The 23823-nt window shown below is 53.1% G+C and carries 24 protein-coding genes; 11 read left to right on the forward strand and 13 right to left on the reverse strand.

Going from position 1 to position 23823, the window contains the following annotated elements; translation table 11 throughout:
- Positions 1-60: 60 nt before the first annotated feature.
- Both ACYVHB_RS21185 and ACYVHB_RS21190 read right to left on the reverse strand, forming a co-directional pair.
- A complete protein-coding gene (locus tag ACYVHB_RS21185; RefSeq protein ID WP_461053790.1) occupies positions 61-984 on the reverse strand; it encodes a tryptophan-rich sensory protein in 924 nt (307 codons plus the stop codon).
- 124 nt (positions 985-1108) lie between these two features.
- A complete protein-coding gene (locus tag ACYVHB_RS21190) occupies positions 1109-2173 on the reverse strand; it encodes an SDR family NAD(P)-dependent oxidoreductase (protein ID WP_461053791.1) in 1065 nt (354 codons plus the stop codon).
- 163 nt (positions 2174-2336) lie between these two features.
- Between ACYVHB_RS21190 and ACYVHB_RS21195 the strand changes: the two genes are divergently transcribed.
- Positions 2337-2876: a DUF4136 domain-containing protein gene (locus ACYVHB_RS21195; RefSeq protein ID WP_461053792.1), complete on the forward strand. Its 540-nt coding sequence runs from the start codon at positions 2337-2339 to the stop codon at positions 2874-2876.
- Between the two features lie 297 nt (positions 2877-3173).
- Here ACYVHB_RS21195 and ACYVHB_RS21200 read toward each other — a convergent pair whose 3' ends face one another.
- From ACYVHB_RS21200 to pheS, 4 genes are all read right to left on the reverse strand, one after another.
- Positions 3174-4532, reverse strand: coding sequence for a DUF937 domain-containing protein (locus tag ACYVHB_RS21200; RefSeq protein WP_461053793.1), 1359 nt, complete (start codon positions 4530-4532; stop codon positions 3174-3176).
- Between the two features lie 256 nt (positions 4533-4788).
- On the reverse strand, positions 4789-4977 hold the full coding sequence (xseB, locus tag ACYVHB_RS21205) for an exodeoxyribonuclease VII small subunit (RefSeq protein ID WP_461053794.1): 189 nt from the start codon (positions 4975-4977) through the stop codon (positions 4789-4791).
- Between the two features lie 89 nt (positions 4978-5066).
- On the reverse strand, positions 5067-6260 hold the full coding sequence (locus ACYVHB_RS21210) for an exodeoxyribonuclease VII large subunit (RefSeq protein ID WP_461053795.1): 1194 nt from the start codon (positions 6258-6260) through the stop codon (positions 5067-5069).
- A 92-nt stretch (positions 6261-6352) separates the two neighbouring features.
- A complete protein-coding gene (gene pheS, locus ACYVHB_RS21215; RefSeq protein WP_461053898.1) occupies positions 6353-7429 on the reverse strand; it encodes a phenylalanine--tRNA ligase subunit alpha in 1077 nt (358 codons plus the stop codon).
- A gap of 375 nt (positions 7430-7804) precedes the next feature.
- Here pheS and ACYVHB_RS21220 point away from each other — a divergent pair, with 375 nt between their 5' ends.
- Together ACYVHB_RS21220 and ACYVHB_RS21225 are read left to right on the forward strand one after the other, a co-directional pair.
- Positions 7805-8236 (forward strand): LytR/AlgR family response regulator transcription factor, encoded by a 432-nt coding sequence (locus ACYVHB_RS21220; protein WP_461053796.1) that lies wholly within the window; start codon positions 7805-7807, stop codon positions 8234-8236.
- A 254-nt stretch (positions 8237-8490) separates the two neighbouring features.
- A complete protein-coding gene (locus ACYVHB_RS21225; protein ID WP_461053797.1) occupies positions 8491-8910 on the forward strand; it encodes a LytR/AlgR family response regulator transcription factor in 420 nt (139 codons plus the stop codon).
- Positions 8911-9120: 210 nt separating this feature from the next.
- Here ACYVHB_RS21225 and ACYVHB_RS21230 read toward each other — a convergent pair whose 3' ends face one another.
- Positions 9121-9807, reverse strand: a complete 687-nt coding sequence (locus ACYVHB_RS21230; protein ID WP_461053798.1) for an outer membrane beta-barrel protein — start codon at positions 9805-9807, stop codon at positions 9121-9123.
- Between the two features lie 219 nt (positions 9808-10026).
- On the opposite strand from ACYVHB_RS21230, the gene radA reads away from it, so the two are divergent.
- From radA to ACYVHB_RS21245, 3 genes are all read left to right on the forward strand, one after another.
- Positions 10027-11412, forward strand: coding sequence for a DNA repair protein RadA (gene radA / locus ACYVHB_RS21235; RefSeq protein ID WP_461053799.1), 1386 nt, complete (start codon positions 10027-10029; stop codon positions 11410-11412).
- A gap of 34 nt (positions 11413-11446) precedes the next feature.
- Positions 11447-11644 carry a hypothetical protein gene (locus tag ACYVHB_RS21240; RefSeq protein ID WP_461053800.1) on the forward strand — a complete coding sequence of 66 codons (198 nt, stop codon included), beginning with the start codon at positions 11447-11449 and terminating at the stop codon, positions 11642-11644.
- 92 nt (positions 11645-11736) lie between these two features.
- Entirely contained in the window at positions 11737-11889 is a 153-nt protein-coding gene (locus tag ACYVHB_RS21245) for a hypothetical protein (protein ID WP_461053801.1), read from the forward strand.
- Positions 11890-12051: 162 nt separating this feature from the next.
- Here ACYVHB_RS21245 and ACYVHB_RS21250 read toward each other — a convergent pair whose 3' ends face one another.
- A complete protein-coding gene (locus ACYVHB_RS21250; protein ID WP_461053802.1) occupies positions 12052-12537 on the reverse strand; it encodes a DinB family protein in 486 nt (161 codons plus the stop codon).
- A 122-nt stretch (positions 12538-12659) separates the two neighbouring features.
- Here ACYVHB_RS21250 and ACYVHB_RS21255 point away from each other — a divergent pair, with 122 nt between their 5' ends.
- Complete coding sequence (locus ACYVHB_RS21255) at positions 12660-13535, forward strand: alpha/beta fold hydrolase (protein WP_461053803.1); 876 nt, start codon at positions 12660-12662, stop codon at positions 13533-13535.
- A gap of 64 nt (positions 13536-13599) precedes the next feature.
- On the opposite strand, the gene ACYVHB_RS21260 is transcribed toward ACYVHB_RS21255, so the two are convergent.
- The gene (locus ACYVHB_RS21260) at positions 13600-14559 is read right to left on the reverse strand and encodes an AraC family transcriptional regulator (protein WP_461053804.1); all 960 of its coding nucleotides are present in this window, start codon (positions 14557-14559) and stop codon (positions 13600-13602) included.
- Positions 14560-14693: 134 nt separating this feature from the next.
- On the opposite strand from ACYVHB_RS21260, the gene ACYVHB_RS21265 reads away from it, so the two are divergent.
- The 4 genes from ACYVHB_RS21265 to ACYVHB_RS21280 all read left to right on the forward strand — a co-directional run bounded on the left by ACYVHB_RS21265 (position 14694) and on the right by ACYVHB_RS21280 (position 21032).
- A complete protein-coding gene (locus ACYVHB_RS21265; RefSeq protein ID WP_461053805.1) occupies positions 14694-15590 on the forward strand; it encodes a sugar phosphate isomerase/epimerase family protein in 897 nt (298 codons plus the stop codon).
- A gap of 61 nt (positions 15591-15651) precedes the next feature.
- Positions 15652-16758 (forward strand): Gfo/Idh/MocA family protein, encoded by a 1107-nt coding sequence (locus tag ACYVHB_RS21270; RefSeq protein WP_461053806.1) that lies wholly within the window; start codon positions 15652-15654, stop codon positions 16756-16758.
- 28 nt (positions 16759-16786) lie between these two features.
- The gene (locus tag ACYVHB_RS21275) at positions 16787-17191 is read left to right on the forward strand and encodes a GNAT family N-acetyltransferase (RefSeq protein WP_461053807.1); all 405 of its coding nucleotides are present in this window, start codon (positions 16787-16789) and stop codon (positions 17189-17191) included.
- A gap of 25 nt (positions 17192-17216) precedes the next feature.
- On the forward strand, positions 17217-21032 hold the full coding sequence (locus ACYVHB_RS21280; protein ID WP_461053808.1) for a PVC-type heme-binding CxxCH protein: 3816 nt from the start codon (positions 17217-17219) through the stop codon (positions 21030-21032).
- Positions 21033-21047: 15 nt separating this feature from the next.
- On the opposite strand, the gene ACYVHB_RS21285 is transcribed toward ACYVHB_RS21280, so the two are convergent.
- The 4 genes from ACYVHB_RS21285 to ACYVHB_RS21300 all read right to left on the reverse strand — a co-directional run bounded on the left by ACYVHB_RS21285 (position 21048) and on the right by ACYVHB_RS21300 (position 23770).
- The gene (locus ACYVHB_RS21285) at positions 21048-21842 is read right to left on the reverse strand and encodes a sensor histidine kinase (RefSeq protein ID WP_461053809.1); all 795 of its coding nucleotides are present in this window, start codon (positions 21840-21842) and stop codon (positions 21048-21050) included.
- Between the two features lie 302 nt (positions 21843-22144).
- The gene (locus ACYVHB_RS21290; RefSeq protein WP_461053810.1) at positions 22145-22606 is read right to left on the reverse strand and encodes a hypothetical protein; all 462 of its coding nucleotides are present in this window, start codon (positions 22604-22606) and stop codon (positions 22145-22147) included.
- Positions 22607-22659: 53 nt separating this feature from the next.
- Positions 22660-23208: an RNA methyltransferase gene (locus ACYVHB_RS21295; protein ID WP_461053811.1), complete on the reverse strand. Its 549-nt coding sequence runs from the start codon at positions 23206-23208 to the stop codon at positions 22660-22662.
- Entirely contained in the window at positions 23201-23770 is a 570-nt protein-coding gene (locus ACYVHB_RS21300) for a PH domain-containing protein (RefSeq protein ID WP_461053812.1), read from the reverse strand. Before ACYVHB_RS21300 ends, ACYVHB_RS21295 begins: the two co-directional genes overlap by 8 nt.
- Between the last annotated feature and the right edge of the window lie 53 nt (positions 23771-23823).

The raw sequence follows: 23823 nt of genomic DNA on the forward strand, positions 1-23823 counted from the left end.
CTCCGCCGGGAAAGTTCAGACGGGTAACAGCGTTTCAGGGCCGAACGGTTCAGCGGTTGGTTAGTCGATTTCCGTCACCCGCTCCGGCTCATCCGCTGCCTGACGTATCGCCAATGAGTTGACCGGCCAGGATAGTAGTTCGGCGTCAGTACCTTCGGCGGAGTAGTCGTAGTCACGGAATTTACCTTTAGGGAGCCAGTAGGCCAGCAACCCGGCATACGTCAGCGCAAGGGTGGCCGCCGTCCGGCCAACGAGGGGGTGCTTCGTCCATTGTTGCGTGGCAATGCCGCCAAACCCCGCCACGAACGGGAGCATGTACCACGGGTCGTTCAGGTGCCGCGCAATCACACACCCAGCCGCGCCCGTCGCCCCCAACATGCCCGCTGCCAGTGGCCCATCGCGTTTATCGTCACGTTTCCACAGGCCGAGCGTCAGCAGCGTGTTCGGTGTGCCAACGACGGTGGCGACCGTGAGCCAGCCCGCATACAAACTCACCGGGATGCGGAGGTGTTTTTCGGGAGCCGGTACGCTGGTCCGGCCAATTTCCAGATTCTGGTGCAACGCCAGCGCAGCGGGCAGGTTGAGTTTGGTGGTCAGGTCGGAGATAACAACGCTCCGCGCATCATCCTGCGAGAAGAAGCGGCCGAAAATGGCATTTAGGGTCCAGCTAATCCACCACCACGGCAATGCCCGCTGGTAACGCGGATTCGCCAACTGCCCGGGCAGGGCCTGATGCACCAGCAGCGCTCCTAAACCGGAGTAGACCGTCCACCAAACTACGCCAAACGCCCAGCCCGCCGGAACGATCAGGTTTTTGTCAAACACTTTCTGGTATTCGACCGGCACGTCATAGTCGGATGCCCGTGCATTAGGTTGTCGTTTCCGGCTTTGTTGACGCGAGCGGCTGCTCGACGTGGTTGTGTAAATAATGCTGCCCACGGCAAACACGGCTGTGGCAATGCGCCAGAATGAGGGGTTCTTCATTGCGTATTTGTTTGAGTCTATTGGAATTACGCGAACGGACCTGAACGGGGAGCTTTGCCAAAGGCTATGCGCCCCAGTTAAACTTTGGCAAAGTTCCCCGTTCAGGTCCGTTCTTTATCGTTCTTTAGGCAAACGTATCCGCTATCACGCGGGTGGCGATCTTTTTGATGCCCGCCCACTTATCAACGCCCGCATCTTTAGCCGTACCGAGCGACTCCCCGGCTTCGTCGAACAGATTCAGTGCCTGATCCTTCAGCTTACCGGCCTGGTAGCGATACCGTGCCCTGTCAACGGGGTTGGTATTATTGTAGGCCGTAACCAGAGCGATACCGGTTATCACGGCTGCTGCGATGCCCACAATCGTCCAGACCGACGTTTTGTCCTGCTCCGATTCGTCCTTGGGCGACAGCAGTTTGCGCATCCCCGATGCCAGTCCCTCCTGCGGGGATACGTAGGCCATCATCTCCTGCGCCTTGTTGCCGATGCCACCGGGAATCACTTTGGCTTCGCCTTTCATTAGCGCCTTGTACGCATCTTTGGCAACCACCGCCGGATCGTCCATCATGTCCTCAACGTTTAGTTTCGGCGCACCCGCTTCCCGGAAAAAGTTGGTAGCCGTGGCGTTGGGCATTAGCGCCGTCATGGTCACGTTCGTGTCTTTAATTTCGTTGATGAGCGACTGTGTCAGGTTCCAGATGTAGGCTTTCGTGGCGGCATAAACGGCCATCAGCGGGAAGGGCGTAATAGCAACCAACGAGGCTAATTGCAAAATGCGTCCTTCGTTGCGGCCAACCATGTCCTTCAAAAACAGCTTGGTCAACTGCGTCGTGGCCAGCACGTTCAGGTGAACAATTTGCTTTTCGCGCTCCCAGTCGGTTTCGGTGGCAAACTTACCGTAGGTGCTTGCGCCCGCGTCGTTGACTAAAATATTAACCGTAATGCCCTGCGCTATCACCTGATTATACACATCCTGCGCAGCATCTTCCTCCGACAAATCTTTATTGATAACCGTGACCTGCTGGGTTCCATAGTTACCCTTGAAGACGTCGGCCAGCCGGTCGAGGGTCTCTTCCTTCCGGCCAACTAGCACTAAATTGTAGCCGTCCTGGGCAAATAACTTGGCTAATTCCTGACCGATGCCACTCGATGCACCGGTAACGAGGGCGGTTTTTCCAGTTCCTGAATCCATAGTAGTTGAGTGATTAATGAATAGTTGACTGCTTATTGAACCACATCCGGCCGGAGTTGTTTTGGAAAACGGCTGATTGGCAACGGTGTCAGCGCCTATCAAACCAGGCTGAATCGGGACTAAACGACCCTATTTTTTGTTATCCAATAAATCGAAAAACGTTGTGAAGAAGCTATTAATGATCGTTTTGTTAGGAAGCGTGGTCGCCTGTTCGCCGTATCGCGTTGTCCGTAACCAGTCCGACAAAGCGGCCACCTGGTCGGCTTATCGAACCTTTGCATTTGTGGATACCAACCGCATCGACCCAACGCCCCGCGATGCGTATCAGGTTGCCGTGGAGGAGGTGAAACAGGCTGTTGCCGCCGAGTTGGGAAAGCGGGGCTATCAGCAAACCAAGGATAATCCGGATTTGCTGGTGAATCTGGGAACGGTTATCAAAGAAAAAACGCAGACTCGCCAGACGACCATCAATGAAGCCCCACTTTATATTGGGCAACGGCGGTACTCATGGCGGAGTCAGGAAGTGCCAATTGGTACCTACAACGAAGGCACTGTTAGCCTGCACGTTGTGGATGCGCAGCGAAACGCGCTCGTGTGGGACGTGGCGGTATCGAGCGTGCTGAACCGGCGCAGCGTGACACCCGTACAAATTGGCGAGGCCGTTGCCAGGGTATTCGAGAAATTTCCCGGTAAGCGTTCGTAGCTGCTCACCGCTGAGCGACCACCGTGGTAGTGGTTGGCGGATGGACATCCTGATTGCTTACCGCCACCGTGTCAACCGTCATTGGCGTGGCCAGGACATTGAAGCTTGTCCAGTTGATTCAGTATCGAATAGCGCGAGTTATCCCCCACAGGAGGTACTAATTGCTGATTCCTTTTACGTAAGGTGTTAGCCGGTTAATGTTCATAACCACGTTCGTCCACAAGAAAGCCGCGCCTTTTGAGTAAGGCACGGCTTTTTTTACCCGATATGCTTTTCTGAGCGTCAGGTCAATCAACGCTATTTCACGACAACCTTCAAATCGATTCGGCGCAGGGTGGGTTTCGCAATACCGGACGTATCGAGCCGACTCACTCCCGTGCCGCGTCCGATGGCGTCGATGCGTACGAAATCGATCCCCGACGCCATCAATTGCTGTTTGATCTGGTTCACCCGTTTGAACGACAGACTCTTGTTGGTAAATCCGCCCTGGGCATCGTTGGCGTAGCCGACAAGCTGCACCTGCAAACGCGGATAGGTTTTGAGCAGGGTGGCTAATTCACCAATCGTTGCTGTCGAACCGGGTGTCATCGACAGCGAACCGGGCTGGAACGCTACGCCTTTGAGGGGGAATACGCGGCCTTTGGGCAACGCGACATTACCAATATAAGGAGACAGTTGCTGCGTTAAGGTCCCGGCCGCAACGCCAGAAACGGCCACTGGCGACGTGACGGGGACCTTCGGGGCCGGGGTAGATACAGATGCACTCGTAGGAGCCATGTCGGTGGGCACCGCCAGCGACCGCGAAACGGTGTCGGCCCTAACTGTGTCGCTGGTGACGGTTGCGTCGGTCACGTTTGTCTCATCGGCGTGGTTTTTGGTGTTCTGATACACATAGTAGCCTACGGCTGCGAGGGCTAACACGAGCAATGCTGCCATGCCCCACTTGACCAACGAACCCGTTTCGTCGCCCGAATCATCGGGTTCGTAGGTAATGGCTGGCCGGGTGGCCGCAGCCGTAGCCCTCGACGCACCACCCGACTGGGCTGACGACTGGCGCACGGGCACCTCAACCGTTGTGCGCCGGGCCGGGGCTGCCAGCCCGGCCACGACCTGCTGGAGGCCAACTTTTTCGACGAGCCGGGGCATGAATTCGTCCGGTACGGCATTGACAAACGCTTCGCGCTCGGAAAACAGCGATGCGGCCAGTCCGTCGGCATCTAATTTCTGGTCTTTAACCCGCTTGCCCAGCACGTGTAGCACGATGGTGCTGGTTAGGCCCAGCAACGAAATTGCCGATGAGTTGCGGATGCCGGCATATCCCGATATCATGGTGCCGATGGAGCTTTTCATGGCGGGCAGCAGATGACTAATCACATCGTTGCCCTGCGTAATAAGCGTGTTGGTCTGGGCGGGTTCGCGCAGCACCGTAATCAGGTTGTCGGTCAGGCTGCCGTCGTACCGGCCTTTCTGAATATGATTGAAGAGTTGATTGACGCCAATTTCGGTGGTGGTGCGCTTCATCAGCCCGCCAACAACGGTGTAGACAAGACCGTCAACGGCTTTATGGGCTTTCTCGGCTGGCTCGTCAACATACGCAGCAATGCGCGACAGAACATCCGGGCTGAGAACGTCATTGATTGTGTTAAATAAATTCATAGAGTAGGTAGCTCAATCAGGCAGAAATGGGGTAGTTGGCACTTGGAAACAGAACCGGTAACGAACGTAGGCACCCCTTTCAAAATTTAGTTCCGGATGGGTATCTCCCGAAAGAATGTTTTCAAAATAGCGGTTGTGGAACTATCCACTCCAGTAGCATCTATGCCAGGAGCATCACTCCGGGAGCATCCACTCCGGGATAAAATTAGGCAAGGTTTGGCAAAGGTCGTATAGCGTATCGGCATAAATTCCCGGTTTATCGCTTGGGTAGCCGTTCAATTGCTTTCTGGTAGTCCGTTTCAACCGCCCGAAGCCGCTCCTGACAGAACGTAATGAGTTCTGACGCCAGTCGGATCTTACCGGGCAGTTCGTCGAGGGGTACCTGCTCATTTTCTATTTCGTCAACCAAGGTAGTCAACTGATCGTAAGCGTCCTGGTAGGTCATAATTCAGTTAGTCAGTTTGGTCAGTCAGCGAGTCGGTTAGTGGTTAGTCGGTGAGTACATTTTGCGTCAGCTACTGACCACTAACCGACTCACTGACTGACTACTGTAATAGTTCCGTCGCGTAGCTGTACCTGCAATGGGTCGTTGGGACGAAGGTCGGCAACGTTGGTAACGATACGACCCTCGCGAAGCAGCAGGGCATACCCACGCCGGAGCACGTTGGCCGGGTCGAGGTGGCGCAGCGTCACGGCCTTTTCGGTCAGGTCGGTATGGCGATTGCGGAAGTAGTTGTGCATCACAAAGCGCAGCCGTTCGGTCTCGCTGTCCAACTGCTCACGGGCAATCAGCAGGGATTCGCGGGCAACCACGCCCAGCCGGTCGCGCAGCCGCAGACAGCTTTCTTCAAATTGCCGGTTATGGTCGATCAGAAAGGCGGCTGCTTTGGTCGGTGTTTTCACGCTTTCGTGGCACAGCATATCCGTCAGGCTAACGTTGCGTTCGTGGCCGATACCCGCCAGAATCGGAATGCCAAAACCGGCAACGGCATGACCCATCAGAAAGGTATCGAACGAGCCAAAATCCAGTTGCGAACCGCCCCCGCGCACAATAACTACCGCGTCGTAGGGTACGTTGCTCAACCGAATTCGTTCGAGCTGCCCGCAGATGGCCCGCTCAGCGCCCGCACCCTGCACCTGCGTGAGGTACTCATCGACGGCAAACGCATAGCCAAAGGCATTTTGGGCCAGCTCGTGCCGGAAATCGCGCCAGCCGTCGGAATTAGGAGCCGAAATCAGCGCCAGCCGCTGCATAACCGCCGGGCGGGGCAGGAGTTGGTTGGCCGTGATATACTGCCCGGCTTCGAGCCAGACCAAATCAGGATGGTCGCGGATGAGCGCATCGAGCACGGCCTGCCGCTCGCGCTCCAAGTTGCCGAGGGTGTAGGACGGATCGATTTTCAGGATTTCCACCCGTAATCCGTACACCGGGCTGAACCCAACCGATACCAGCAGCAAGAGTTGAATGTTGCGGGCGAAGGCCACACCCGTCGCGCTTTCGAAGTCGCGAATGGTGTGGTAATTCTTCCGCCAGATGCAGGCGTCGAGTTTAGCGAGCGTTTCATGCCCGGCTTCGCGCTCCACCAGCGTCAGAAAGCAGTAGCCCCGGTCGGGGTAGTTTTTGATGTCGCTCGTTTCGGCCACCACCCACAGCATTTTCTGCCCGAACGCTTCGTCGATGACGGCTTCGAGGGTAAAGGCTAAATCAGATAGTCGGATGGGATTCATTTTTAATGCGTGAAAGAGCGAATGCGTGAAAGAGCGAATTGTGGTGATGCGTCAGCTATTCATTCTTTCACCATTCGCTCTTTCACTCTTCACTAAATTCCTTCAAACTGGCGCAGGAACCGAACGTCGTTTTCAGTGTAAAGCCGCAGGTCGTTGACCACGTACTTTAGCTGGGTAATACGCTCAATCCCCATTCCAAAGGCAAAACCGGTGTATTCATCGGGGTCGATGCCGCAATTGGCGATTACCTGCGGATCAACCATGCCCGATCCGGCAATTTCGACCCATCCGCTGTGTTTGCAGATGTTGCAGCCCGTGCCCCCGCAGATCTGGCACGAAATATCGATTTCAGCGCTGGGTTCGGTAAACGGAAAGTAGGACGGCCGAAAGCGGATTTGAGTGCCTGGGTCAAACATCTCTTTCACGAAATGATACAGCGTGTCTTTCAGGTCTTTGAAACCCACGTTGTGGTCAATGTAAATTCCTTCGACCTGGTGAAACATGCAGTGCGCCCGCGCCGAAATGGTTTCGTTTCGATACACCCGGCCCGGCATAATGGACCGTATTGGCCGGAAGGGCGTTGGCGCACCATCCGGACCAGGCTTCTGATGCTCCATCAGGCGAATTTGCACGTTCGAGGTATGCGTACGCAGCAGCATATCGCCCGAACTGGTGCTGTCTTCGGCCGCCTTTTCCACAAAAAATGTATCCTGCATATCACGGGCGGGGTGATTGGCGGGAAAGTTCAGCGCCCCAAAATTGTACCAGTCCGACTCTATTTCGGGACCGTCGGCAACGTTGAAACCGATTCGTTCAAATATTTGAACGATCCGCTGCCGCACCAAACTCAGCGGATGCTGCGTGCCCGTCAGGTTTGGCACGGTGGGCAGCGTCAGATCAAGGGGCGGGGCACTGTTGGCCGAATTTTGCTGGTTTTCAATGAATTGGCTAAACAACTCGAACCGTTCCTGAGCAAGAGTCTTTACGCCATTCAGGGCCTGCCCAACAGATCGGCGTTCGTCGGACGGCACGTTTTTGAGGGCATCGAACAACTCGGTCACTACCCCTTTCCGACTGATGTAGCGCAGGCGAAACTGGTCTAACTGCTCTTTCGAAACAACGGTGTATTGTAAAATCTCTTCAGTGATGACGTTCACTTTATCCAGCATACCGGGCATTAATAAGGGGCTTTTGCGTAACGACAAAGGTAAGAAAAAGGGCATAGCCTTCACTTTTCCCCGCTTATAAGCCTGACCGTATCCTCATTAACGGCAGAGCGCCCGAACAGCAGCAAGTGGCGATGAGTACAGTAATAAAGACGCTTTGCTGCTTTGTTGATTAAACGGTGAAATAATGTTTGTAGTTAGGGAGTTGTACCACTAACTAAACGAATGAGCAACACTCTGTTACAAGTAGGTCTGATTGTTGTAAATAATACGCATAAGGTACTGAGTAAATGCAGCAGTTACGGGCAGTACCAGTGCGAATTAAGTAACTGAACATCACCTTAGATTAGTGTACGCTAACCATTTTCCCGAACAATTATGAAAGCATTTGTCAACGACTCTATTTTCGATCCAATGTCCATGCCTTTCCACAAAAGTGGGGAAAAGCTTGCCGACTCTACGTGTCGTCAAAAACTGCTGATTCCGTTCTACGACCGCAAACGCACCGTATCCGTCGATGAGATTGTGCGTTTAGAAGGCTCCGGCAACTACACGAACTTTTTTCTTAAAGACGGCACCAAAATGTTGGTTTCCCGCACACTGAAGGAGTATGAGACGTTGCTCGATGGTCAGGCGTTTGTACGGGTGCACAAATCGTGCATTGTAAACCTTGGTTTCGTTCGCAAGTTCTTCGTTAAAAAGGAAGGTGAGCTTGAATTGACTGACGGTCAGCAAGTGAAAATTTCACGTCGGCGGGCGCAGATGTTCATGGATCGCATTCGTGATTTTCAACCGGTTGTCATTAGTTAGAATCGGATAAACAGGCAGTGAAGTAATAGGCCGTGAGCGGCCCGTAGGTGCCCTTTTGTGTCAACCACGTAGTTTTACGTAATACAGAGCGTACATTCACTCAAAGATAAACACAAGGAAAAACACAACGCTTTGATTAGCAACTGGTTGACTCATAATGTCAGCCCTTGCTAATCAAAGCGTTTTTTCTTGATCAGTGGTAGCCAGGTAGCTTTGTTTCATCAATCACGAACTGAAACACAAACCTTTAGCTCATGGAAGCCACTGCTCTCTCGTCTATCCAGTCTCACACCGTTGCCCCCCAGTTTCCCGTCGCCTACCAGCGCGGCTCGCACCGCATTGCATTGCCTTACTTCAACCGCACCATTTTCATCTCGGCCGACGATATAGTCTGTTTGCAGGGCGAGGGGAATTACACCTTTCTGCACACGCGTGACCGTAAGCGGTACTTAGTATCGAAAACGCTCAAAGAATTTGAGAAGACGCTCGACGCATCAATTTTTATCCGGATTCACAAATCGTACATTGTCAGCTTAGCTTACGTACAGCGGGATGTGTTCAGCAAAGAACGGCAGGTGCGTTTAGCCGATGGCCGTGATGTGGCCATCTCGCGTCGGCGCATGAAAGACATCACGCAGCAGTTGGCGCAGTACTGGCAGCGGGCATTTAACTGACAGCTACATCTAAAACGCACTGCCGTTAGAACGGTATGAACAATCCATTTCTACGCCAACGTAACAGCATTTAGTGGGTTAATTGAACAGACAGCCGTTGCTGCAACTTCCCAAAAAGGAGTAGACAGCAACGGCTTGTTTTTTTAGAGAGTCGTAAAAGTCGTAAGGATTGACAGAGCGCGTCGAGTACTTACGACTCTTAAAACTTTTTTAAAATAGTTTGTAAGCGAGCGTAATCTGCCACGATTTCAGCCGCTGACCGAATTTGCCGCTGCTGTCGTTGATCTGAGCAATATCGGACAGATTGCCTTCGTAGCGTACGTCAATACCAAGCGACCCCAGATCCAACCCACCGCCAACCTGATACCCGTAGTACGCTTTGGACCAGGCATCGTTCAATGAGCCATTGGTATACTGAGACAGGGCTACACCAAGTCGCTGATTATCGTCAACGCGGAACGAAACGACCGGGCCTGCCATCACCCGAATGGGGCCACCCTTGATACCCAGCAGAACGGGCACGTCGAAACTGGTCGTTTTGACCGTCACGCTCTCCGATTGCCCATTCCGCTCAATTGTAAAGGAACCAGACCGGGTTGAGTACAAGACCTCGGGCTGGATAAACAGGTTTTTACCAAACCGGGTGTAAATGCCGAACGATGTTCCGGTTTTGCTGCGCAGACTTTCGTTCAGGTTGTTGCGGAATGTCTGCCCGTCGACAGTCACCGACGGCGATCCGTTTGGGTTCGTGCTCGTTCCGACGAAATTCCCGAACGAAAGCTTTGACAGATTGACACCGCCTTTGACGCCAATCTGAAAACCGCCCTGGGCAAACGTCAGGACCGGAAACAAGGCGAGGGCCGTGCAGAGTGTAGTGAATAACCGATTTTTTTTCATGGTTGTACTGATGGTATTATTGGTTAAACGTTCAGTCGCCGTGTCCGGTGTCCGGGTCAACTTATTTCGAGGAAACGGCGTTATTTTAATGAATATTGGTGAATAAATAATGGACAATTTCGGTCGGCGCTATGACTTGGATTCGCTGTAGCAGATTGGGTTTAACCGGATAGCCAACATTATTCATTTTTACATTCTGCATTATTCATTAACCATAGAATGGCCAAATTAAGAACTACGTATTTCTGTCAGAGTTGTGGTCAGCAGGCGGCTAAATGGATGGGCCGCTGCCCAACGTGTGGCGAATGGAACACCATTGTTGAGGAAGTTGTCCAAAAAGACGAACCCGAAAAAGGCGGCTGGCGAACGCCTTCTGCCGGGCCAGGCAATATCAAAATTGCCGCCAAGCCCAAAGCACTGCACGCCATCAACTACGAAGAGCAGCCGCGCATCCGCACCACCGATGGCGAATTGAACCGCGTGTTGGGGGGCGGCATCGTTCCCGGTTCGCTGGTGCTGATTGGCGGGGAGCCGGGCATTGGTAAATCCACGTTGCTGCTGCAAATTGCGCTCGGTCTGGCCGGTATGCGGGTGCTCTATGTGTCGGGTGAGGAAAGTGAACAACAGATCAAAATGCGTGCCGAACGCCTGGATGCACCCACCAGCGACTGTCACGTGATGACCGAAACCTCAACCCAGAACATCTTCCGGGTAGTCGAACATTTTGAGCCAGAAATCCTGATTATTGACTCCATCCAGACTATGCAGTCGTCGCTGGTGGAGTCGGGGGCGGGGAGCGTTTCGCAGGTGCGTGAATGTGCGGCCGAGTTTATGAAATACGCCAAAGAATCGGGCGTACCGGTATTTATGATCGGCCACATTACCAAAGAAGGCACCTTAGCCGGACCGAAGGTGCTTGAGCACATGGTCGATACCGTGCTGACCTTCGAGGGCGACCGCCACACAACGTACCGAATTCTGCGCACCAACAAAAACCGCTTCGGCAGCACCGACGAACTGGGCATTTACGAAATGCTCGGCTCAGGCCTGCGGCAGGTTACGAACCCGTCCGAAATTCTGATTTCGCAGCGCGACGAAGCCCTGAGTGGCGTCACCATCGGGTCGATGCTGGAGGGCAACCGGCCGCTGCTGATTGAGACGCAGGCATTAGTGAGCGTGGCCACGTACGGCACGCCCCAGCGCAGTAGCACCGGTTTCGATGCCAAGCGGTTGAACATGTTGCTGGCCGTGCTGGAAAAGCGGGGCGGTTTTCGGCTGGGTCAGCAGGATGTTTTCCTAAACATTGCGGGCGGCCTGCGCGTGGAAGACCCGGCCATCGACTTAGCCGTGTGCGCGGCCGTCGTGTCAAGTTATGAAGACATTGCCATCCCGCCGTCGGTGGCGTTTGCGGCTGAAATCGGGCTGGGGGGCGAAGTGCGGGCCGTGAGCCGAATTGAGTCGCGCATTGCTGAAGCACAGAAGCTGGGGTTTAAGCAAATGTTTATCTCCAAATACAACTTGAAGGGCTTGGACACCAAGAGCTATACAATCAGCATTAAGCCCGTATCGCGCTTAGACGAGGTGTTTCAAGGCGTGTTGATGTAAGTTTTTAGTACATTTGACGAAAACAGGTAGAGGTATGCGATTGGTCATTGACGTAGATAAACAGTACAAGAAACTGTTCACGGAAGTTGCTAAGGCGGCTAAAGCGCGAGTGCAAATCGAAGAGCAGTATCTGACTGAAGAGGAAGAAGATAAGGCGTTACTGAAGTTAGTAGAGGAAGGAAAAAAAGAAGGTCGGATGAGCAGCGAAGAGCAGATAAACTTTAGGCAATAGCTAAAAAACAGATAAAATAGACGAGTTAACACAAGCACTTTTGTCTCAGAGCAACGCAGTCGGGTTGCTCTTCTGCTTAGCTAACTTGCACCATGAAAATCGAAGAAGATAACTCGTTTGGGCGCGATGCTAAAAAGTTGCCAGAATCTATTCTTGATGAGTTGAAGACCATTTACAAAGCCATCGAAGAGGCACAATCCCTTGACGACTTGACGTATTCAGTAAAGGAGCTGGCGGGCAGATAAGAAGTTAAAGGCGTTTCGGTTGCGATTGAGTGAAAATAGCAATTTTCGCGTTGGTTTCTATCTGGAAGATGATACCATTGTTCTTTCCCGAATCCTGAACCGGAAAGAAATTTATAAAAAATTTCCGCCCAAGTAACAGACTGATATGGGTGACGAACATAATTATAGTCCCATCGGCTGCTCCGCCGTCCGCAACGAACCGCCCAGCCGCAGAATCGTGAAAAAGTGATGCGCTTCGTGGAGTAGGAAAAACTCCGTCCATCCCTCAAGGGTCATGGGGCCGTAAGCCGGATGCAGGCCGACGCACGTGATTTGCTCCTCTCGCAGAATACTCAAAAAAGCACTCAGCGTTGCCCGTTCACCCCGCATCTGTTCGGTCAGTGTCTGCCAGGACAGACGGTTCCACTCGGCAAAGCCAAGGTCATCGTCAGCTGCGTACCGGCTGAACGTCGGCATTTCTTCAGCAATAATGCGTTGGGTACGTTCCAGAAAAACTTCCTGATAGCGGCCTAAATGCGCCAGATTCTCGAAAATTGACCACTTGCCGGTTGGCGGACGTTGGCGAATCTGGTCTTCGGTCAGGCCCGACAGGAGGTGGTCGAGCGCGTCAGGTTGATCGGATAGGCGGGTGAGCAGTGATGGTTTCATACCAGAGAGTAAATACCCCGTAAAAGAGCGTAGAGAAAAAATCTATAGCAAACTATTGTGCGTAGCTACAGTTAATTTAAGGATCAAGTAAACTCAACAACTTTACAAGTAACGCTACGCATATGAGTTACATCAAAGCAGGTACGGATACGTCCGGCGAAGACATCAAGCTTTTTTATACGGACCAGGGCACGGGTAACCCCGTTGTATTGATTCACGGCTGGCCCCTGAGCCACGAAATGTGGGACTACCAGATGGCCGAACTGCCAAAACACAATCTGCGTGTGGTGGCTTACGACCGCCGGGGCTTCGGAAAATCTACCCAAACGTGGGATGGTTATGATTACGATACTTTGGCTGATGACCTGAAAGCAGTGCTCGACGAACTCGACCTGCATAATGTGACGCTGGTTGGTTTTTCGATGGGCGGGGGTGAGGTAGCCCGCTACATGGCACGTCACGGTGGGGCACGTGTATCGAAGGTGGCGTTTGTCAGTGCCGTGACGCCTTATCTGCTGAAAACCGATACCAACCCGGATGGCGTGGATAAAGACACGTTCGACACGATGGTTGAAAACATCAATAAAGACCGGGCCGATTTTCTACAAACGTTCGGTAAGATGTTCTACGGCGTCAATCTCATCAACCACCCCGTTAGCCAGGCCCACCTCGACGGTGATTTCGCCCGCGCTTACGTCGCATCCCACAAGGCTACGGTCGATTGTGTCCGGGCGTTTTCGGAAACGGACTTCCGCAACGACCTGACCCAGATTCGCGTGCCGGTGCTGATTGTCCACGGCGACGGCGACAAAACGGTTCCCATCGAATCGTCGGGCGAGTTGACAGCCAATGCCCTGCCTAACGCGCAGTACCTCGTGTACGACGGTGCGCCACATGGATTATTCGTGACGGAGAAAGATCGGTTGAACGACGATTTGCTGACGTTCATTCAGGAAGGCGTCATGGTAACGAACTCATCGGCTGCAACAGCTTACTGATAAACCCGTTTCGCTTTGTCAAAAAGCCAGTTCTTCCGAGGGCTGGCTTTTTCTATTTCATTCGTCAGAGCTGACGGTAAGTTTTTACGTATCCCGACGGCGTTTGTCCCGTAATATCTTTGAACTGCCGGTTGAAGTTCGAGAGTGTATGAAATCCGCTCTCGAAACTGATCTGGGTAATGCTCAGGGTACCGTTCATGAGCAGTTTGCAGGCATGACCAATGCGGACCTCGGACACGAAACCGGAAAACGTTTTGTTGGCGTGGGCCTTAAAGTACCGGCAAAAAGCGGGAGCCGTCATACCCGCCATATCGGCGATGGTGTCCAAATTAAGATCGTCGTGGAAATGGCTAAGTACATAATCGTGCACTAACTGCATTCGGCGATAGGCCCGTTCCGGCCGCTCGGTTGCCGTAATTTCTGCCGGATTGGCCTCGGAGGCCTTCATGGTATTAGTATAGCCGGGACTCGTCAGAAACCGGTAATCGCTGGTGTGCGAGAGGTCATTCAGCAGGGTCAGCAAACTCAGAATTCGCCCAAAACCAGCGGGCTGCGCCACTAAGTTCTCCAAACCGGCTTCGGCCCGGTCGCGTCCAGAACCCGTCCACTCCAATCCCTGCCGGGCATGGTCAAACAAATGCCGCAACGCCGTCATTTCCTGCCCGGCAAAAAAACGGTCTCCCAGAAAATTCCCGGAGAAGTAAACGACTATGCCTCGCGCTACGAGCGGCCGGGCCACGAGAGCCCCAGCTTTGGGTTGACCGGGTGGAGTGCACGGCTTCGTAAAATAGGCCTGATCGCTGCGCCAGAGGTGAGGCAAATTCGGACCCAAAAACACCAGATCTCCCGGACCGAAGGGTTTGATCGAATCGCCAATGAAGCGCATACCCGTGCCTTCTTTCACCAAAAATAACTGGTAGTGCGGGTGAAAATGCCAGTTCGGATCGAAGTGCGGCTCAATCAGCTCTTTCGCAACAAACGATGCCGCTACTGGCTCAAGATCTTTGTAAAGCGGTTGCTTCATTGATTACTGCTTTTTAACGTAATTGATGAACGATACTGCTTATCTGTGATAAAATAAAGTCAGAACTGACCAAGAAAAGCCGAGTTGATCAGGCAGTTACTGCTTACTTTTGTTTAATTTTTTCTGGACTGAGTATGACTAAGCTGGGAATGAACCTGTTTGTCTGGACGATGAGTATGGACGAGGACCTGTCGGACACATTGTCGTTCCTGAAGAAAAGTGGGTTCGACTTTGTCGAAGTTCCGATCAACGAACCAAACACCGACCGGGCGAACGTAATCAAATGGCAGCGCATCGGTCAGCAGCTTCGTGAACTGGAACTGGGCGTTCAGACCTGCACGATTTGTGGTCCGGAGTACAGCCTGATTAGCCCCATCGAATTGGTCCGTCAGGTGGGCGTCGACTATCTGAAACACGTTGTTGACTGTACAGCCGCCGTGGGTGCTACTATTCTGATGGGGCCACTCTACGCTGGTTTTAAAACATTCACCGGTAAACCCGCAACGGAACAGGAGTGGGCCTGGTCGGTGGCGGGCATGCGGGCCGTAGCCGAACACGCCCAAACGCAGGGCGTTACGCTGGCTATCGAATACCTGAACCGGTTTGAGACCTATTTGCTCACCTGCGCCGATGACGTAGTGCGCTACGTTGAGACCGTTGACCACGTCAATTGTCGGGCCGCGTTCGATACGTTTCACGCGAACATGGAGGAAAAAAGCATCCGCGACGCCATTCGAACGATAGCTCCTTACTTAGTGCACGTTCAGATTTCGGAGAACGACCGCTCCACGCCGGGACGTGGTCACATCAACTTCAGCGAAGTCTTCGACACATTGAGCGAGATTGGCTACATGGGACCAATCACCATTGAAGCCTTCGGTCCAAATCCACCTGAATTAGCAGCCGCAACCCATATCTTCCGTCCTATGTTCGACTCGCCGGAGCAATTAGCGGTGGATGGACTGGCGTTTTTAAAGAGCGAAAGCGTGAAAGAACGAATCGGACCGCCGAAGCGGAGTGCTCTCGCCTGAGATATTCGTTTGCTCCATTACTGATCGCTCTTTTACTCATTCACTCTTTCGCTCTTTGCAAATGCTAAACATCGCCATCGTTGGCCTCGGATTCGGGGCTGAATTCATCCCGATTTACCAGCGGCATCCCGACACGACGATGTACGCGATTTGCCAGCGCAACGCCGATAAGCTAAACCAGATTGGTGATGCGTTTGGCATTGAGAAACGCTACACCAGCTACGACGATTTGCTGGCCGACTCGGCGGTGGACGCGGTACATATTAACTCGCCGATTCCCAACCACGCCGAGCAAACTCTGAAGGCGTTGCGGGCGGGTAAGCACGTGGCCTGCACGGTGCCCATGGCTACGAGTGTCGCCGACTGCCACGCTATTGTAGACGCGTGCCGGGAGAGCGGTAAGAAATACATGATGATGGAGACCGTGGTTTATAGCCGTGAGTTTCTGTTTGTCAAGGAGTTATACGAGAAAGGAGAGCTGGGAAAGGTGCAGTTTCTGAAAGCGTCGCACCAGCAGGATATGGATGGCTGGCCCGACTACTGGCCCGGTTTGCCGCCCATGCACTACGCCACGCACTGCGTCGGGCCGGTGGCGGGCCTGCTCAAACTCGAAGCAGACTATGTGTCGTGCTTCGGGTCGGGCACGATTCGGGAGGAACTGGCCAAGATTCATAACTCGCCGTTTGCCGTCGAGTCGGCGCATATTAAGTTTAAAAACAGCGATTTGTCCGCGTATGTCTACCGGTCGCTGTTCGACGTGGCACGGCAGTATCGGGAGAGTTTCGAGGTGTACGGCGACAAAAAATCGTTTGAGTGGCAACTGATCGAAGACGAACCGCCGGTGATTCATACCGCTAAAAAGCCGGAGCCGGAAATTCCCGAGAAAGTAACCGTGCCCGACTACGCGCATTACCTGCCCGAATCCATTCAGCGTTTCACCACGAAGGGTGTGTATGACGCCGATGAGCAGCAACACCTGTCGTTTACGCAGGGGGGCGGTCATGGCGGTTCGCACCCACACATGGTTCATGAGTTTGTGAGTGCGATTATGACCGACCGCGATCCTTTCCCGAACGCGGCTCAGTCGGCCAACTGGACAAGTGTAGGGATTCTGGCGCACGAGTCGGCAATGCGGAGCGGGGAGATTATGAAACTGCCTGACTTTTAGGTAAGTGGATGATTCACCCGTAACACTCTTGTTTGCTAATGCTTTTCCGGCTGATCCAGGAAAAAATACCGTGCAGAGTGAGCATTATTTTATAGTTGAGAAAAACTCACGGGAAAAAGTAGGAGCAATACGATTGCGGTTAAGCAATGAGGATGACATTCTGCTGTATGCTGGCCACATTGGCTATAACGTGGACGAAGCCCATCGCGGCAGACATTACGCGGCTTACGCCTGTCTGGAACTGAAGCCGGTGGCGTTGCAGCACGGATTTACTGAACTTTGGATTACCTGCGATCCTGATAATTGGCCTTCGCGTCGAACTTGTGAACGCATTGGCGCAAAATTTATAGAGATCGTTGACCTGCCAGAGGATAGTGATATGTATCAGGATGGCGAGCGGCAAAAGTGCCGGTATCGGTGGGAATTAATGTAAAACAGCTTTTTGAACAAATACCTATATGTTGGTTAAGCAAGTGAAAATTACATTGGCGGGACTGGTGCTTGTCGCACTCACTCAATGCGCCCGCCAACCAGCGAAAAGCCCGCGCGATATGTTGGCAAATGCAGCTAAGCCGCGCCGGACGGAAATCCTGTTTCTGGGCGACAACGGCCATCATAAGCCCATTGAGCGGGTACCGCAATTGATGGCCGCGCTGGGCAACAAAGGCATCAATATTACCTATACCGATAAGCTCGAAGACCTCAACGCCGACAATCTCAACAAGTACGACGGGTTGTTGATCTACGCCAATTGGGACAGCATTCCCAAGCCGCAGGAAAAGGCGCTGCTCGACTACGTGGCGTCGGGGCACGGACTGATTCCGGTGCATTGCGCGTCCTATTGCTTCCGTAACTCGTCGGAATACGTCGATAAGGTTGTAGGCGGGCAATTCTGGCGGCATAAGATGGACACCATTCAAACGCGCTTCGTGCAGCCGAACAGCCCGTTAACAACCGGTTTGTCGTCGTTTAAAGCGTATGACGAAACCTATTTGCACACCCACCTGCAAGCCGATAACAACGTGCTGGCGGTTCGGGACATCAAAGCCGATCAGACCAAAGACCGCCCTGACCAAAAGGAGGAACCCTACACTTGGACGCGGCAGTACGGCAAGGGACGGGTGTTCTACACGGCCTACGGCCACGACGAGCGGACCTGGAGTCAGCCGGAATTTGGGCAACTGCTCGAGCGCGGTATTTTGTGGGCCGTGGGCGACGAGGTGAAAAAATGGCACGACGCGCTGAATCCGCAGCCGTTTGCCTATCACGAAGCCAAACTCCCGAACTACGAAAAACGGCCCGGTGCACAGTTACAGCAGGAGCCGTTGTCGCCGGAGGAGTCGATAAAGCATATTCAGGTACCGGTCGGTTTCACGCTGGATCTGTTTGCGCACGAGCCGAACGTGATGCATCCCATTGCGCTGGCGTGGGACGAACGGGGACGTCTATACGCACTCATTACGAAAGATTATCCCAACGAACGTAAGCCCGAAGGTGGCTCTGATTACATTGTCATCTGCGAAGACACCGATAAGGATGGCAAGGCCGACAAGTTTACCAATTTTGCCGAAGGGCTGAGCATTCCGACCGGCATGGTTTTCGCCAACGGGGGCCTGTATGTGTCGCAGGCTCCGCACATGCTGTTCTTGCAGGATACCAACGGCGACGACAAAGCCGACGTCAATAAAATTGTGTTCACCGGCTTTGGTACGTTTGATACTCACGCCGGACCGAGTAATCTTCACTATGGTTTCGACAACTGGATTTGGGGCAGCGTTGGTTACTCTGGCTTCAAGGGCAAAATCGGCGCAGATAGCGTAAAATTCAGTTCTGGTTTTTTTCGATTCAAACCCAACGGTTCCCAACTCGAACACGTCACCGGCACATCCAACAATACCTGGGGTTTGGCTTTCAACGAAACGGGCGACGTGTTTGGCAGCACGGCCAACAACGCACACGGCTGGTACATGGCCATTCCCAATCGGTATTTCCAGGGGGGAGCGCACCTGCGTGAGAACGGCAGTCGCGGCACCGACACGCACAAGGACATGAAACCCATTACGGAGCGCGTCCGGCAGGTCGACGTGTTTGGCGGTTTCACGGCGGCAGCGGGCCACAACTTTTACACCGCCCGCGCCTTCCCCAAAGCGTACTGGAACAAGATCGCATTCGTGTCCGAACCAACGGGCCACATTGTGCACCAGAACCTGATGCGCAAAAGCGGTACTGATTACGAAGACACGGAAGCCGTTGGTACGGGCTTTAACCTGATGGCGGGTGCCGACGAGTGGTTTGCTCCGGTGTTTGCCGAAACCGGGCCAGACGGGGCCGTTTGGGTGGTGGACTGGTACAGTTTCATCATTCAGCATAATCCAGTGCCCAAGGGGTTTGAAAATGGCAGAGGCAACGCCTACGACACCGATTTGCGCGACTTCACGCACGGCCGCATCTACCGCGTTGGCTACAAAGGAGCATCGGCCTACACGCCACTGGCACTCAGCAAAGACCGCCCGGCCGAGTTGATTGCCGCACTCAAAAACGACAATATGTTCTGGCGCATGACTGCCCAGCGGTTGCTGGTCGAGCGGGGCAACAAGGATGTGGTGCCGCAGTTGCTGAAATTAGTGGCCGATCCATCGGTGGATAAAATAGGCATCAATCCAACGTCGATTCATGCACTTCGCGTAATCGAAGGGTTACAGGCGTTGGCCGATCCGTCGGTGTTTCCGGTATTGCAGGCCGCGTTGCGCCACCCCGATGCGCACGTTCGTAAAACAGTCGTGCAGGTACTGCCCCGTACTCAACAGTCGGCCGATGCACTACTACAAGCGGACATGCTGGCCGATAAAGAACCATTGGTCGTGCTGAATACGCTGCTGGCGCTGTCTGAAATGCCTCAGAGTCCAGCCGTACAGAAAATGATACTGACCCACCTTGATAAAGCTAATGAAGCTACGGATCGTTGGTTGCCTGATGCATTTGCCGTAGCACTAAACAGCAACAATGGGCAATTGATGAAGGCATATCTCCAGCAAGTGTCCCTGAGTGCACCCGCCGGACCAAACAGTGCGCCGAAGCACGATATGGGTGCGCATAACCAGGCTGGGATGGGTCATGGTCCAAACGAAACGGCGGCATCACAGCAGACGTCTGTTGTGGTGCCCACTGGCGCTGGTAGTCGGCCGGACCTGGTCATTGCGGCTATCCGAACCACCCCAGAGTCACCCGCCGTGCGCGAAGGCACCCGAATTCACGTGGACTTGACGAACGCGGGGGGCACCGCTATTCCGGCCGGAACACCTATTCCGCTGGCACTACGAATCGAAGGGCCGGATAATGCCTCGGATAAGGCAAAGATTGATTACGTGAGCGTGTCGCACGATACCGGTATTCAGCCCGGCGAAACCGTCACCATCAGCAAGGGAAATAACGGGCCGTGGAATGCCGATTTCACCGTTCAGTTCGACCGGGCTGGTCAGTACACTATCACTGCAATGCTGGACCGTGATAATAAAATTGACGAAGGAAACGAGCAGAATAACAACAAGACCCACTTGCTGACGTACCGTGCCCCGCAGAGCATGAGTGCCTACGTGCTCGAACGCGCCAGCCGGAGCTATGCGTCGGCTGCGCCGGTCGACTCGGTCGTGGCGTTGCTGCGCCAGTCTCAGCGCATGGACGAAGCCCGGAGCGCAGCCGTTGTAAAAGGCGTGGCTGAAGGCTGGAACCTGAAACAAAAAGTCGCCGTTCGCGAAGCCGACAAAGCATTCTTAGCCAGCGTAGCTAACACAACGTCGGCCGACAACCGCGACCGCCTGAACCGGCTCTACGAAGCGTGGGGATTGGTGAAGGACCAGCCGACCGACCCCAACGTTGAGGTGGTGCGGCTGAAAACAGTGCGGGAAGAGATGCGGTATGACAAAAAGGAATTTACGGTTACGGCGGGCAAATCGGTCGAAATCATTCTGGAAAATCCCGACGCTATGCAACATAACATCGTGATTGGCCGACCGAAAAGCATGGACATCATCGGGGCCGCTGCCGACAAGTTGATTACGGCTAAAGATGGGGCCGAACGAGGGTACGTACCAGCCATTCCACAGGTCATTGCGGCTACGCCCTTAGTAAACCCGGATCAGACATACCGGCTCCAGTTCACGGCTCCGGCTCTGCCCGGCGACTACCCGTTCGTTTGCACCTTTCCTGGTCACTGGCGTTTAATGAACGGCGTCATGAAAGTAGTGAAAGCGGGTTCAGCCGTAACCGCAAAATAAACGGCAGCCATCGACCTACACAACCTGCTTCTGCGCGTTGTGACCGGTTTGCAAGGGAAAGAGCGCGGTTGAGGGTATGCGAATCAAGAATTCGCTGCCCCGACCGAGTTCGCTTTTTACGTCAATCGTCCACTTGTGAGCCTGGATAATTCGCTGCACGTAGCTTAATCCCAATCCAAATCCTTTCACGTTTGGCTGATTCCGGTCGTGCACCCGAAAGAACGGCTGAAAGATCTGCGGCAGCAGATGAGTAGCAATACCAACGCCCCGGTCGCAGATTGATATAGACAAGCCGTTACTGCTCATCTCCGCACAGATGGTGATTGCCGGTTCACCAACACTGTATTTAATAGCGTTGTCGAGTAGGTTGTACAGCACGTTGGTAAAGTGGAGCCGGTCTGCCAGCAGGATCGGTTCCGTACCCGTCATGCGCAGGCACAGGTAGTCGCCGTGGCGCTCGGCTACAGAGTGCAATAGTTGATGAACCAAGACCGGCTCGGGTTTTAACATCAGGGTGTTGTGGTCGGCCCGGGCCAGCGTGAGCATCGTCTCGACCTGATGCTGAAGACGCTCTGTCTCTTCGCGAATGATGCGAACGTATTTCTCCGTACGGTTATAGCCGACGGGCGAGTCCAGAATATCGGCAGCCATCCGAATCGCAGCAATGGGCGTCTGGAATTCGTGGACAATTGAGTGCAGCGCTTCTGCCCGTATTGTTGACCGTTGTGTCCGGTGCAATCGCCACCAAAGAAAGTAGCTAACCAACACCTGCGACAACACCACCATCAAAAACAGAGGGAGCCAGCGCATGGAGGGCGGTACAACGTAAATACTCTGAAAAAATGACGATTGGTCCACATAAACCGACCCAACTGTTATGACAACGAGTAGGCAGGCAACTGAAACAAAGCAACGTGTTGTAGACAGGTGGGCCATAAAGCGGGTCTTTACGGATTATGGAAAATGAGCGTTTAGTGCATTGCTTTGTATGTCGTAGTTGAGGAAAAGAGGATGTAAATATCTAAACAAAATTAACTAAAACAAAAAAAAGTAAACAAAAAATGCCTGCAATAAGCAGGCATTAGTAGATTAAGTATACAGAAACGATGGAATTATTTGTTGACGCCCGATGGCTCAACTGTTTCAGTCGACTGAGTGGGAGTGGGAGCAGGCCGGGGCTTGGGCGTTGCTGCCGGTTTGGGCGCGGTGGTTGCCTTGGCGCGGACTGGTGCCGACTTTTTGGTGTTGTCCACTGTCGCTACGGTTTTAGCTGCTTCGCTGGCTTTAGTGTTTGCAGTGCGTTGCGCGTTTTTTGTTGCTTTGGCCGCATTCTTCTTTGCTTTAGCTTCGTTTTTTTTCGCCTTCTTGTCAGCGGATTTCGACGGCTTCGTACCTTCTTTTCCGCGCTTGTCCATGAGCTTGGTCAACTTCCTGGCCAGCTTCTCCGCCGATTTCTCGATGGACTTCTTCATTTTTTTGGTGGCCTCACCAGCATTGCCCAACTGAGTCTCAATCGAACTGACGATATCCGACGTCAGGGACTTCCGTTTTGTTTTTGTCTCTTTATTTGCCATTGTAGATCTGAGATGAAAAAAACCTACAAAGAAATACGATTTTTTATTGAGAATTACAAGGTCAATATTAAATTTTTGTTATTTTTTTGAATGAAGTCCCAGCAGATGATCCCCGTTGTGACAGCAATATTGAGCGAATGCTTCGTGCCAAACTGTGGAATTTCGAGTACCAAATCAGCCAATTGTACGATCTCGTCCCGTACGCCCGATACTTCATTCCCCAGTACGAACGCATATCGGCTGGTTGACTCCGGTTGAAAATTGCTCAGTAGCGTGCTGCCTTCTGCTTGCTCAACGGCCGCAATAAGCCAGCCTTCCGCCTGTAGCTGCTTAGCCAAGGCCACTACATCGGCAACGTGTTCCCATGTAACGGATTCCGTAGCGCCAAGGGCCGTTTTAGTGATGTCGCGGTGGGGCGGGGTTCCGGTAATGCCGCAGAGGTATAGTTTCTCCGCCCGGAACGCATCAGCCGTTCTGAACACCGACCCGACGTTGTTGAGACTACGGATGTCGTCTAAAATCAGGCAGTAGGGAAACTTAGATGCGCCTTTAAAATCATCGACGGACAGGCGATTGAGTTCGTTGAGGGCGAGTTTACGCATTTGGTTGTTTGAGGTTATCCTGTAGTAATTGGTGAATATTGCGCAGGGTGTCGCGCACTTCGGTGAGGAGCGCCTGGTCCGTAGCAGCCGGGTGTTGGCCGCTTTGACCGGTTCGGGCCGCTATCAATTTTTGCCGTTGGTCAAGAATCTGAGTGCGGAAAGTCTGCGCATCAATAATGCCAATTAACTCCATGTCGTTCGCCTGATTGGGACTCTGCCCGGCCGTTTCAAACTTTAAAATGCAAAGATTAAAATAGCGCAGCAACGGACCAGCAACAAAGGTAACGTCCTGAATATTTTCGAGTGGAACTGTCTTTTCAACCTGTACGAAAATGCCTTTCTGGAAGCGCAGCGAACGTTCTGATAATTCGCAGTCGAGTTTGTCGAAATAGTGGTGGCTCCACCACTGACCTACGCCCAAGAGCCAGATCGGAATCAGCACGATACCAATAACCGAGGCCAGCATTACAAAGGCTACATACAAGAGTAGATACGTTCGGATGATCGGATTGAAATGAGCCTTCAGCGGAAAAGTGGCTTCAGCTTCGGGTTGATTTGTCATAAATAAGCTGTTTTGTTGGCGTATTGAGGTCTGCAATCACTGAAGAAAATCGC

The organism is Spirosoma arcticum, assembly GCF_054779955.1.